Origin of the sequence: Halorussus vallis (genome assembly GCF_024138165.1) — an archaeon.
GTDB classification, from domain to species: Archaea; Halobacteriota; Halobacteria; order Halobacteriales; family Haladaptataceae; genus Halorussus; species Halorussus vallis.
Genome location: NZ_CP100000.1, coordinates 2,085,169 through 2,096,671, shown reverse-complemented (window position 1 = coordinate 2,096,671; position 11,503 = coordinate 2,085,169). Strand labels below are relative to the sequence as shown.

The 11,503-nt window shown below is 69.7% G+C and carries 14 protein-coding genes and 1 pseudogene; 7 read left to right on the top strand and 8 right to left on the bottom strand.

All coding sequences use genetic code 11. The features are described from left to right. Positions 1–98 precede the first annotated feature (98 nt). Positions 99–398 carry a DdfA family disk-determining factor gene (gene ddfA / locus NGM07_RS10620; protein ID WP_253510998.1) on the top strand — a complete coding sequence of 100 codons (300 nt, stop codon included), beginning with the start codon at positions 99–101 and terminating at the stop codon, positions 396–398. Positions 399–413: 15 nt separating this feature from the next. Here the strand turns inward: ddfA and NGM07_RS10615 are convergent, their stop codons facing one another. From NGM07_RS10615 to NGM07_RS10600, 4 genes are all read right to left on the bottom strand, one after another. Beyond that, on the bottom strand, positions 414–2,129 hold the full coding sequence (locus NGM07_RS10615; protein ID WP_253510995.1) for a hypothetical protein: 1,716 nt from the start codon (positions 2,127–2,129) through the stop codon (positions 414–416). Next, entirely contained in the window at positions 2,126–2,950 is an 825-nt protein-coding gene (locus tag NGM07_RS10610; protein WP_253510992.1) for an ABC transporter ATP-binding protein, read from the bottom strand. The genes NGM07_RS10615 and NGM07_RS10610 overlap by 4 nt, the downstream gene beginning before the upstream one ends. Positions 2,951–3,100: 150 nt before the next feature. After that, complete coding sequence (locus tag NGM07_RS10605; RefSeq protein ID WP_253510989.1) at positions 3,101–3,283, bottom strand: hypothetical protein; 183 nt, start codon at positions 3,281–3,283, stop codon at positions 3,101–3,103. A gap of 259 nt (positions 3,284–3,542) precedes the next feature. Next, on the bottom strand, positions 3,543–4,550 hold the full coding sequence (locus NGM07_RS10600) for a replication factor C small subunit (RefSeq protein WP_253510986.1): 1,008 nt from the start codon (positions 4,548–4,550) through the stop codon (positions 3,543–3,545). 238 nt (positions 4,551–4,788) lie between these two features. On the opposite strand from NGM07_RS10600, the gene NGM07_RS10595 reads away from it, so the two are divergent. From NGM07_RS10595 to NGM07_RS25460, 4 genes and pseudogenes are all read left to right on the top strand, one after another. Next, on the top strand, positions 4,789–5,883 hold the full coding sequence (locus tag NGM07_RS10595; RefSeq protein ID WP_253510983.1) for a DUF8173 domain-containing protein: 1,095 nt from the start codon (positions 4,789–4,791) through the stop codon (positions 5,881–5,883). Between the two features lie 98 nt (positions 5,884–5,981). Next, a pseudogene (gene samp2 / locus NGM07_RS10590) lies at positions 5,982–6,185 on the top strand (ubiquitin-like small modifier protein SAMP2); the annotation flags it as partial. Next, positions 6,162–6,803 carry a peroxiredoxin family protein gene (locus NGM07_RS10585; RefSeq protein WP_253520182.1) on the top strand — a complete coding sequence of 214 codons (642 nt, stop codon included), beginning with the start codon at positions 6,162–6,164 and terminating at the stop codon, positions 6,801–6,803. The pseudogene samp2 and the gene NGM07_RS10585, both read left to right, overlap by 24 nt. Beyond that, entirely contained in the window at positions 6,793–7,287 is a 495-nt protein-coding gene (locus NGM07_RS25460; RefSeq protein ID WP_368410204.1) for a GNAT family N-acetyltransferase, read from the top strand. Before NGM07_RS10585 ends, NGM07_RS25460 begins: the two co-directional genes overlap by 11 nt. A gap of 51 nt (positions 7,288–7,338) precedes the next feature. Here NGM07_RS25460 and NGM07_RS10575 read toward each other — a convergent pair whose 3' ends face one another. Next, positions 7,339–7,920: an FkbM family methyltransferase gene (locus NGM07_RS10575; RefSeq protein ID WP_253510980.1), complete on the bottom strand. Its 582-nt coding sequence runs from the start codon at positions 7,918–7,920 to the stop codon at positions 7,339–7,341. 115 nt (positions 7,921–8,035) lie between these two features. Between NGM07_RS10575 and NGM07_RS10570 the strand changes: the two genes are divergently transcribed. Beyond that, positions 8,036–8,245 carry a hypothetical protein gene (locus tag NGM07_RS10570; RefSeq protein WP_253510977.1) on the top strand — a complete coding sequence of 70 codons (210 nt, stop codon included), beginning with the start codon at positions 8,036–8,038 and terminating at the stop codon, positions 8,243–8,245. On the opposite strand, the gene NGM07_RS10565 is transcribed toward NGM07_RS10570, so the two are convergent. Then, positions 8,242–9,624 (bottom strand): phosphoglucomutase/phosphomannomutase family protein, encoded by a 1,383-nt coding sequence (locus NGM07_RS10565; protein ID WP_253510974.1) that lies wholly within the window; start codon positions 9,622–9,624, stop codon positions 8,242–8,244. The genes NGM07_RS10570 and NGM07_RS10565 overlap by 4 nt on opposite strands. A gap of 528 nt (positions 9,625–10,152) precedes the next feature. Between NGM07_RS10565 and NGM07_RS10560 the strand changes: the two genes are divergently transcribed. Further along, positions 10,153–10,749, top strand: coding sequence for an NADPH-dependent FMN reductase (locus NGM07_RS10560; protein WP_253510972.1), 597 nt, complete (start codon positions 10,153–10,155; stop codon positions 10,747–10,749). A gap of 70 nt (positions 10,750–10,819) precedes the next feature. Here the strand turns inward: NGM07_RS10560 and NGM07_RS10555 are convergent, their stop codons facing one another. Both NGM07_RS10555 and NGM07_RS25530 read right to left on the bottom strand, forming a co-directional pair. Next, entirely contained in the window at positions 10,820–11,080 is a 261-nt protein-coding gene (locus NGM07_RS10555; protein WP_368410203.1) for a GIY-YIG nuclease family protein, read from the bottom strand. A 56-nt stretch (positions 11,081–11,136) separates the two neighbouring features. Next, positions 11,137–11,292 (bottom strand): DUF7563 family protein, encoded by a 156-nt coding sequence (locus NGM07_RS25530; RefSeq protein WP_438267709.1) that lies wholly within the window; start codon positions 11,290–11,292, stop codon positions 11,137–11,139. Between the last annotated feature and the right edge of the window lie 211 nt (positions 11,293–11,503).

The following is an 11,503-nucleotide window of genomic DNA, read 5'->3' as shown; positions in this document are numbered from 1 at the left end:
ACGGGGCGCAATTCGCGTCTCACGGCGGTCGGCCGACCCGCGGCGGGTCGGCCGACCGGACGACACAGCGAGCGCATCCGAGAAACCATCTCCACCCCATGTTCGATAGCTACGCCCCCGACGAATTCAGCGACGACGAGACGTACGCGACGGAGTTCGACCCGCGGACCCGGCCGGCGTCCCAGGCGGTCGTCGACGCCGTCGCCGAGTACAGAGGCGTCGGGACCACCGACCTCGACCTGCTCCACGAGGCCGTCCACCCCGACGGTCTGGACCGACTGTTCCGGCCGAAACACGACGGGACTTCCCGGGGCGGCGGCCGCGTCGGGTTCGAGTACGCCGACTGTCGCGTCGTCGTCGAGAGCGCCGGCACGATTCGCGTCCGGCCCCTCGACTGAACGAACCCGAACGACTCAGTCGAACGCGAAGTCCTCGAACGTCCGCGTCGCGTAGCGGTACGCCGCGACCGGTCCGACCGCGCCGACCAGGACCGCCAACCCGGCGCCGAGCGCGCGGACGACGCCGACGTTTATCCCGAGTACTCCCTCGAGGAGCGCCGCGAACGCCGGAATCGCGGCGACGACCGCGCCCGCCGTCCCGCCCAGCAGCGAGAGCGAGTAGACGGCGAACGCGCCCTTGCTCGGCATCGGCACCTCGCGACTCCGGAACACCTCGACGCTGTCGAACCGCGGGAACAGCGCGCCGACGCCGACCGCCAGCACCGACCCGGCGACGACCAGGAGGGCGCTGAGTGCCGTGAGCGCGAGCCACCGCGCCGGCGCGAGCGGACTGGCCGCGCCGGTCAGCGCGGTCGCCCCGGCGACGACCGGCACGCCGACCAGCGCCGCCGACAGCACGTGCCCGGCGACGAACTCCCGGCCCTCGACGCCCGACAGGAGCGTCGTCGGAAGGACCGCGCCCTCGTCGCCCAGCGGGTTCAGCACCGTCGCGCCGACCGCCCACGTTCCGTAGAGCGCGACCAGCACCGGGAGCGACGACGGCACGCCCGACTCGAAGGCGGCCCGGAGCGGCGCGTAGAGGAAGAACAGCGGGTAGGAGACGTAGAGTATCTTGATGGGCGCACGCCGGATGCGCCGCCAGGCCGCGAGCGTCACGGTCCGGGTCGGCCGGCCTACCGCCTTCGAGAGCGCGCGCTCGACCAGGCCGGCGCTCGAAGCGTACCCCGCGCTCCCGGCGTTCGCGCGAGTCGAGCGCGTCGCGCGCGAGGGCGAGGCGGTCCGGGACCCCCGCCGTCCTTCGCGCGATTCGACGCCCTCCCTCTCTTCTTTCGTCTCGGCCTGCGCCCGGTCGGCGTACCAGAGCGTCGTCGCCGCCCAGACGCCGACGGCCGCCAGCGTCGGCACCAGCGCGGCCGCCATGGCGGCCGCGCCGAGCGCGTGGACCGGATTCGCCGCGAGGCCCGGCAGTCCGAGCAGGCCGGCGTCGCCGAACCACGCCAGCGGCGTGTCCCGGAGCAACTGCTGGAGGGTCGCGACCGCGTCGTTGAGCGCCTCGGACATCACCGCGAGGAAGTAGAGTCCGAACGCCAGGAAGACCAGCACCGTCTTGTTCCGGGCCAGCCACGGCGTCCGGAGCGTCACCCACTTGATGCCGATGCCGAGGGGAAAGCCCAGCGAGAGCGCGACCGCCAGCAGCGCCGCGACGGTCGCGGGCACCGCGACCAGCGGCGCGACCGACCCGGACCCGACCGCGAGCGCGACCGACACCGCCGCGACCGGAATCGCGGCGACGACACCCATCCGGAGGTACTCCGCGAGCTCGAGGCCGAGCGCGGCGTCTCGGGCCGGGACGGTCGTCAAGATGCCCGCCTCGGCGTCGAGTTCACCCCGCTTGCCCGCGGCCCTGGCGGCCGCCAGGGCCGCGCCGCCGACCCACCCGACGGCGGTCGCGCCCCGCACGAGGTCGAGGACCGGGAACTGGGTCTCCGGGAGCGACGCGCCGAGTCGGTAGGCGAGGTACCCCCCGCCGACGGTCGGCAGGCCGACCCAGAACACCAGCGCGAACCCGAACGCGAGCAGTTTGGTCGAACTGCTCCGGATCTCTCGCAGGTTCCGGACGAACTCGACCCGGGCGATGGCCGCGGCGTGGGTCAGGTTCGGCCGCTTCATCGTCGCGCCCGCTCCGAGAACCCGTCCCGCGACTCCGAGGGGTCCTCGCTGGTCACGTCGAGGAACACCTCTTCGAGCGTGCTCTCCTCGCCCGACTCGGCACGGTGGGTCAGCTCCGCGGGTGAGCCCTCGGCGACGAGGCGGCCGTCGTTCAACACGCCCACGGTGTCGGCCAGTTCCTCGACTACCGGGAGGATGTGCGTCGAGAGGAAGACGGTCATCCCCTCGTCGCTGAACTCCGCGACGAGGTCCCGGACCGTGCGGGCCGCCCGCGGGTCCAGCCCCGAGGTCGGTTCGTCCAGAAAGAGGACGGTCGGTTCGTGGAGCACCGCCTGGATGAGGGCGGTCTTCTGTTTCATCCCCTTCGAGTACGTCGAGATGCGGTCGTCGGCGTCGTCGGCCAGGTCGAATCGGACGAGGAGGTCCTCAATTCGCTCAGTCACTTCGGGGCCGAGGTCCCGGAGGCCGGCGACGTACTCCAGTTGCTCGCGGCCGGTCAGTTCCTCGTGGACGGGCGGTTCCTCGGACAGGTAGCCCAGGTGGGGCACCACCGCGTCGCGGTCGGTGACGGGGTTGCCCCGCACCCACGCCTCGCCCTCGGTCGGCTTGGTCAGCGTCGTCAGCATCCGCATCGTGGTGGTCTTGCCCGCGCCGTTCGGCCCGAGGAAGCCGAACACCTCCCCGCGGGCGACCGAGAACGAGAGGCCGTCGACCGCGGTCACGTCGCCGTACCGCTTGGTCAGCGACTCCGACCGGATGGCGGCCCCGGTGCCGGAATCCGTCGCTCGCTCGCCGTCGACAACCGGAGGGCGGTCGCTCATGCCTCTCGATTCGCGAACGACTGACAAAAGTTCTGGCCTCCGTCGCGGACGCGGCACCCCCGGCGGCCGCGCCTCACGTCGGTCGTATTCGATGCGAGCGGTCGGGTTCCGCGGAGTCGGCCGGGGTCCGAGCGGTCGTCGGCGGCCGAATCAGTCGTCGGCGGCCGACGCGGTCTGTCCTTCCGACCCGTCGGTCGTCCGGGACCGCGCGGTCAGCGGTTCGCCCCCGCACTTCACGCAGGCGTAGTTCCCCTCGACGGTTTCGACGACGGGCGCGTTACACTCGATGCACTTCAGCCGTGCGTCCCTCGCCTGTCGCGGATAGCGTCCCATGGTTCTCTCCTTCCGTCGTAGGACGGACGGCCTCATAAGCGAGGCGGCCGTTCCCGACCGTTTTCATCGATTATCCGGGCGTTTCGGCCCGAGACGCCACTTCAGGCGGTATCGACGGTGTCGACGCGGCGGCGAGTGGGACGTGCGAACGGTTCACTCCGCCGATGCAACCGACGAAACGGTCGATTGCCGCGGGTCAGACTCCCGCTAACGCGGTTAGGCGCCGGGATTCGTTTCCGGCGCGAACGCACCGGCCGGCTTACTCGGCGTGTTCGAGCGACAGCGACGCCAGCAGCGCCTCCAACTGGACCTTCTCGTTGGCGCCCTCGGTAATGCGGTAGTCGACCTCGCCGATCTTGTCCATCAGTCGGACCGCGTCGGCGTCGTCCAGGTCGAAGTCCCAGACCGACCGGTGGAGCTGGTCGATGATGTCGCCGCCCGCCATCCCCTTGTTGGTCAGCAGGTCGTCGAGGACCGAGCGGGCCTTGCTGAAGTCGCCCGCCAGCGCGTGGCGGACCATCTCTTCGATCTCCTCCGGGCGCGCCGTGGAGGTGATGGTGAAGACGGCTTCCTCGTCGACGACCTCGCCCATCACGGCCGCTGCCTGGAGCGCGTTGATGGCCTTGCGCATGTCGCCGTCGGCGGCGTAGACCAGCGCGTCGACGCCGTCCTCGGTCGTCTCGATGCCCTCTTCGGCCGCGACCTTCAGCACCTGCTCGGTGACCGCCTCCTCCGAGAGCGGGCCGAACCGGAACGTCGCGCACCGCGACTGGATGGGGTCGATGATCTTGCTGGAGTAGTTGCACGAGAGCACGAACCGGGTGTTGTTCGAGAACTGCTCCATCGTCCGGCGGAGCGCCGACTGGGCGTCGGAGGTCAGCGAGTCGGCCTCGTCCAGGAAGATGATGCGGTAGTCGTACCCCCCGAACGACGACCGGGCGAAGTTCTTGATGCGATCCCGGACGACGTCGATGCCGCGCTCGTCGGAGGCGTTGAGTTCGAGGAAGTTCTGCTCCCAGTCGTCGCCGTACAGTTGCTTGGCGATTGCCACCGCCGACGTCGTCTTGCCCACGCCCGCCGGTCCGGAGAACAGCAGGTTCGGCAGGTCGTTGCGCTCGACGTACCGCTTCAGTCGGGAGACGATGTCCTCGTGGCCCGCCACGTCGTCCAACGTCTGGGGGCGATACTTCTCGACCCAGATGTCGCCGCGTCCGGGCGTCCCCTCGGGGGCGGCCTCGCCGTCGGCCTCGCTCTCGGCGTCGCTCATGTGAGACACGAGGAACCTGCCGGTCTTAAAGCCCGCGAGAGTCGACTCCCGCGGGCGGCGGAACGAGCGTCGCCCGGGGGTCCGGAGAGGCATCGGGGCGTACCGCGCGAGCGGACGAGGTCCGGTAACGCAGGACGATATCCGGTAACGCGGGTTCTCGGGCGGTACGGAGTGCTTAACGCCGAGGGCCGCCGTAAACGTCTCAATTATTATCCGTCGGGCGGCCGATGTCGGCGGCATGAGACGGAAGTCCGTACTCGCGGTCGCCCTCGCCGCGTTCCTGTTGCTCGCGGCCGTCCCCGCACCCGTCGCGGCCGAAACCCGGACCGGCGGGTCGGTCGTGGTCGGGCAGAACGAGACGGTGAGCGAGGACCTCACCGCCGTCGGCGGGACGGTCGTGATTCGGGGCACCGTCGAAGGCGACCTCACCGCGTTCGCGGGGAACGTCCTCGTCGCCGACACCGCCACAGTCCGGGGGAACGTCGAAACCGCCGCGGGCAACGTCCGAATCGAGGGCAACGTCACCGGCGACGTCGAGGCCGGGACCGGCAACATCGTGGTCGGCGAGTCGGGGACCGTCGGCGGGTCGCTGTCGGCCTCCGCGGGGTACGCCCAACTCGACGGCACCGTCCGGGGCGACGTGCGCGTCGCCGGTGAGCAGTTCCGCATCGGCCCGTCGGCCGTCGTGAACGGCGACGTAATCTACGACGTCGAGACGTTCGACCGGGCGCCCGGGGCACGGATTTCCGGCGCGGTCCGCGAGGACCAGAGCCTCTTCGACGACGGCGGACCCGCACCCGGTCCGACTCCGCCGACGCCCACCGGGACGGGCGTGCTCTTCGGACTGGTCACGAACCTCCTGCTCGGAGCGGCGCTGCTGGTCGTCCTGCCGCGGTTCTCCGCCGACGTCGCGACCCGCGCGACCGACGACCCGCTCCGGTCGGCCGGCGTCGGCCTGCTCGCGTTCGTCGCGGTGCCGATACTGCTCGTGTTGCTCGCCATCACCATCGTCGGCATCCCGCTGTCGCTGGCGGGAGCCATCGTCTACGCGCTCACGCTCTGGGTGGCGGCCGTCTACGGCATGTACGCGGTCGGCGTCTGGGGCCTCTCGCTGGCCGACGGCGAGAGCAAGTGGGTCGCGCTCGTGCTGGGGGTCGCGGCGGTTTCGCTCGTCGGCCTGATTCCGATACTCGGCGCTTTCGTCCAGTTCCTCGTCCTCCTGCTCGGCTTCGGCGCCCTGGCGCGCGCCGCGCGCACACGGTATCGGGGTCGCCGGGCGCCGCGGGGTGAAGTGGGCGCGGAGACTCGGGACGGTTCGGACACGACGCTGTAGCTATCGTCGCCCGGATAGGGCCGGCCCCGTCGCCGCCGTCGCGTCCGGTCGCCGGCGGGAGCGACACCCTTAGGCCCCGCGCGGTCGACACGTCTCGTATGCACGTCATCGTCGAGGTCGTCGGCGAGGGGAGCCACGACCTCGAAGTTCCGGACTCCGAGGAGCCGACCTACGCCGACCTGCTGGCCGAGGTCGAGTTGAGTCCCCACGAGGTTTCGGTGCTGGTCGACGGGCGTCCGGTCCCCGAGGACCGGACGGTCGAGGTCGACCACGTGAAGGTGCTTCGCCTCATCAAGGGCGGGAGCGAGAGTCGGAGCGCCAGCCCGGCGGGCGCGACCGACTCCGAGGACGACGAGCGGTCGGACTCGGACATCTGGACCGGCGACTGGCGGCTGGGCGTCTCGGAAATCGACTTCGAACTGCCGAACGCCGGCACCGGGGCCGACCCCCTCGCGCTCTCGGACCTGGCCGCCGACCCGCGGAACGACGCCGTCGTCTTGTTTCTCCTGCGCGACTACCGCTCGAAGAGCTGTCGCGCGCAGGTCGAGGACGTTGCCGACCGCTACGGCGAGTTCCGGGACCGCGACGCCGCGGCGGTGGCGGTCCTGCCCGAACCCTGCGAGCGCGCCGAGAAGTGGCAGAAGAAGTACCACCTCCCGTTCGGCCTGGTCGCCGACGAGGACAAGACCGTCGGCGAACACTACGGCCAGCCGACCCGGTGGGGGAAACTCGGCGGCCTCCACGACCTGCTGGGCAGGCTTCCCGCGGCGGCGATTCTCGACGCCCGCGGCGAACTCGACGTCTGGGCCGTCCACCGCGGCGACGGACCGGACGACCGCCCCGAGGTCGACGAGGTGCTGGCGATGGTCGACCGACTGTTCGAGCGACGTCCGTCGGACCGACTGCGCGATGCACGCTGAGGTTCGCGAGGCGACGCCCGACGACCGACTCGACGTGCGCCGGGTTCTCGACGCCGCGATGCTGGACGTGCGCGAGGACCTCGCCCACCGCATCGAGTCGGGCGACGTGCTCGTCGCGACGGAACCGGGAGACGTGGACGCCGCCGAGTCGGGGTCGGTTCTGGGCGCGCTGGTACTGGTCCCGCTCGCGTGCGCGCCGCGCGAACGCGGCGCGCACGCGAATGGAATCGAGAACGCCGAGAATGCCGTGGCCGAGAACGAGGCCGAGTCCGACGGCGCGCGCGTGGACGCCGTGGCCGTCCGTCGCGCTCGGCGCGCCCGGGGAATCGGCACCGCGCTCGTCGAGGCGGCCCTCGCGCGCGAGGGCCGCCTCGTCGCCGAGTTCGACCCCCGCGTGGCTCCTTTCTACGAGTCGCTGAACTTCGACGTGCTCGAACTCGACGGCGAGTCCGACCGCCTCCGCGGGACGCGCGATGCCGAGTGACCGCTACCGGTCGGCCCGGACCGCGGTCAGCACTTCGAGTTCGTCGTCCAGTCAGGCTGGAACGCGATTCGCGACGCGGTAGCCGAGGTCTGCGAGCACCTCGGCGACCTCGTCTGCGGGCACGCCGAGCGGTTCGTGGGTTTCCACGACGACGACGCGCGGACGGACTTCGAGGCCGTCTAGCACCGCGAGTTCGCTCCCCTCGCAGTCGAGTTCGAGGACGTCGCAGTCCGGAATCGCGCCGGGGTCGCGCCGGTCGCCGTCCGGCGGACCGAACACCGACTCGGAGTCCTCGCTGACCGGACCCACCGCGGCGTGTTCGAGCGTCACGCGGTCGGCGACCCGATTGACGCGGACCGTGCGTTCGAGCGTCGTCAGCATCTCCCCGTTCGCCTCGAAGGTCGTCACCGACCCCTCGAACCCGGTCGTCCGCGCGGCCACGACCGTGGTGATTCCCCGTCCGCCGCCGACCACGACCACGTCGTCGCCCCGCCCGACTCGGCGGCGGAGCGCCCCGCTCGTGCCGTCTTCGAACTCCGGGAAGTAGTCCCGCCCCTCTTCGGGGTCGGTGGTCGGCACCGCGACGCCGTTGTACGTCTCCGTGCGCGGACGCGGGTCGTCTGCGTCGGTCACACCCCGGCCGACGGTTGGCGCTGGGAAAACGCTTGTCCGGGTGTGGGATGCAGTCGCACCGCTCCGACCGTCTCCGAGTGGGAACACTCATTTCGCCGATGCCCCAACCTCGACCATGGACGAGACGAGACGCAGACGGCTCGCGGTGATCTGGACGGCGTTCGCGGTCGTGATGGCGTACGTGACCTTCGCCGACGGCTTCGCGGTGGGGGTGGGCGACCTGCTCGGGACGCTCGCGGTGCTCCTCGGTCTCGCGCTGGCGTACCTCTACTACGCGAACCCGCGGGGGATGCTCGACTTCGGAAGCGAGGGCTCGGCCGACTAGACCAGCGGTTCGACCAAGTCGCGGCCCGCGTCGAGCAGGGCTTCGACGCGGTCCTCGCTGTCGGCCTCGGCGTAGACGCGCATCTTCGGTTCGGTGCCGCTCGGTCGCACGAGGAGCCAAGAGCCGTCTTCGAGCAGGATCTTGAACCCGTCGGTGGTGTTGACGTCCTCGACGCGCTCACCCGCCACTTCGTCGGGCAGTTCGGATTCGAGGTCCTCCAACACCCGGGCCTTCCCGTCGTCGGGGCAGTCGACGCTGATCTTGTTCTGGTGAATCTCGCCGAACTCCGCGAGCAGGCCGTCGACCCGGTCGTCGAACGACCGCTCGCTCTCGGCGGCCCCGGCGACCAGCGCCATCAGCACGCCGTCCTTCTCGCGATTGTGGCCCCGAATCGAGAAGCCGCCGGACTCCTCGCCGCCGACGAGCGCGTCGCGCTCGCCCATCTCCCGAGCGACCCACTTGTAGCCGACCGCGGTTTCGTAGACCTCCTCGCCGTGGGCCTCGGCGACCCGGTCGACGAGGAAGGTTGTCGAGACGGTCCGGACCGCCGGCCCCGAGTCGTCTTCGAGCAGGTAGTCGTACACCGCCGCGAAGAAGAGGTTCTCGTCGAGGAAGCCCCGCTTGGGGGTCACGACCGCGATTCGGTCGGCGTCGCCGTCGTTGGCGATGCCGAGGTCTGCGTCGCGCTCGCGTACCTCCTCGACGAGGCCCTGAAGGTTCTCCGCGCTCGGTTCGGGGTTGGTCCCGCCGAACTCGGCGTCCTGCTCGCAGCGCCGCCGGTGGACGGTCGCGCCCGCCCGCTCCAGGAGTTCGTCGGTGAAGCCCCGCCCGGAGCCGTGGATGGCGTCGTAGACGACTTCGAGGCCGTCGAGGTCGGCGTCCACGAGGTCGAAGGCGTGTTCGGCGTAGGGTTCGAGGAAGTCGACCTCCTCGACGGTGCCGTGTTCATCCTCGGGAAGCGGGTCGGGGTCGGCGATGCGGGCCATGATCTCGTCGGTAACCTCGGGCAGGGCGGGCGCGGCGTCGTGGGGGAAGAACTTCACGCCGTTGTAGTTCGGCGGGTTGTGGCTCGCGGAGACGACCAGCGCGCCCGCGAGGTCGCGGTCGGCGATGGTCCAGACCGCCAGCGGGGTCGGGCAGTCCCGCGGCGGAATCAGCGCGTCGAAGCCGTTGGCCGCCAGGACTCGACACAGTTCCTCGGCGAACCCGCGCGAGGTTTCGCGGGCGTCGTAGCCGACCGCGACGGTTCCCTCCTCGCGCTCTTCGACCTCCCGGAGGTAGTCGGCCACCGCCTGGCCGACCATCCGGACTCGGGGCGCGGTGAACTCGTCCAACGTCGCTCGCCAGCCGTCGGTCCCGAACGAAATCGGCGTCTCCATACGCACACCGTCGTCGGCCCTCCTTTTTTCTCTGTCGGGTGTTCGCTGAACGGTGACGGTCCTTTCGGCGTTCAACCTCCGTCGGCGATCTGCGGTTTTCGCTTCCTTTGACGGCAGTTCCTTCTCTTGACGGCACTTCCATCGACGGTGATTGCCCTTGGACGACTCTGCGGAAACCGTAACGGCGACGGGACCGCGACCGCACTGCAGACTGCTACTTGCACGATGACTGTGAGTATCCGCACCGCAACTGCAAGCCACGTGCCTCCCCAACCGATTCGCTCACTCCGTTCACGAAGACACCGTCAGAGCGAAGCTCTGACGAGCCTGCACTCGCTTCGCTCGCGCAGACCTCGCGCGAGGATGTCGGCCCCGTGCGGGGCCGACTGTGCGCGCCGGGAGGTCGGTAAAACAGTCCAAACGGGCGGTGAGTACGGGTTTCTTCGAGCGAAACCCAGGTATAGAATTCCTTACAAAAGTCGATTTCCGCAAAGTGTTTTCGACCTCGGCCCCTACAATCTACACAAGATGAACGCAAATCCGAAAGTCGTCGCGCTCGCGGGAAGCATGCGCGACGGCTCCTACACCCGCGTCGCCCTGCGGCACGCCCTCGACGCCGCCGAGGAGCGCGGCGCCGAAACCGAACTCCTCGACGTGCGCGAATACGACCTCCCGGTCTTCGACCCCGACGAACCCGAACCCGAGGACGCGACGCGAATCAAGCGACAGATTCGCGAGGCCGACGCCGTCCTCTGGGGGAGTCCCGTCTACCACGGGTCGTACTCCGCGGCGTTCCGGAACGTCCACGACTACTGCGGTTTCGACGAGTACGAGGACACCACCGTCGGCCTGCTGGCGACCGCCGGCGGCGGGTCGTTCGCCAGCACGCTCGACCACATGCGCGTGACCGCCCGCGGGGTCCACGCCTGGGTCCTGCCCCACCAGGTCGGCATCCGGAGCGCCCGGAACAAAATCGAGGGCGGCGAGTTCGTCGACGAGGACATCGAAGAGCGCGTCCGAACGCTCGGCGAGCAGGCCGTCGAGTACGCCTTCATCCACCCCGACGTGACCGCACCCGACGCCGGCGTGGACGAGGACCAGCAGACCGCCGACGCCGACGACTGAACCGTCCCGCGGGTGGCGGCGGCCGCTCGCCGTGGCACTCGACCCGCCGCGGAGCACACTCACATCGGAATTACGGCGCGCCGTCGGCGGATTCGACCAGTCGCTCCTTCTCGCGGCGGGTCAGCTGTTTTATCTCGTACTCGCGGGACATCGCGGCCGACTTCGACTCGAATCGCTCCGCGTGGACGAGTTCGACCGGCGTGCGTCCCCTGGTGTACTTCGCCCCGTCGCCGCGGTCGTGTTCCTGGACGCGGCGCTCGACGTCGGTGGTGTAGCCCGTATAAAAACTGCCGTCGGCGCATTCGATGACGTAGATCCAGTGGACCGACACGCCTGACAGGCTTCGCGTGGTGGTTATTAGCTCTTGGGTTCCGCCCATTCAGTGTGCTATGCGTTGGCCTCTCTGGCACGCTGACGCGCGACTTCGGCGATTCCGGCGTTCGCCGAACACGAGATGCAGGCTCGAACCCGACCGTGTTCGTCGGCGAACACTCGGGCGAATCGTTCGGACACGTGCGCGCCGCAGTGGTCACACTTTGGCATTGGCTGTCATCTGGCGAGTCTCCCCGCCAGATTGAAAACTTGGTTCCGGAACACCAAAAATGCTTTTCCAAATTCGTTCCTATTTTGGTGAACAGACAGAACATCTTCCGAGATAGCGTTCGGCCGCGTGGCCGAAACGGAGGCGAGATAGCGAGTAACGCCCCATTGTACCCGCGTATTCGGCCGTGTAGATTCGAGAAGTCGGACGGCG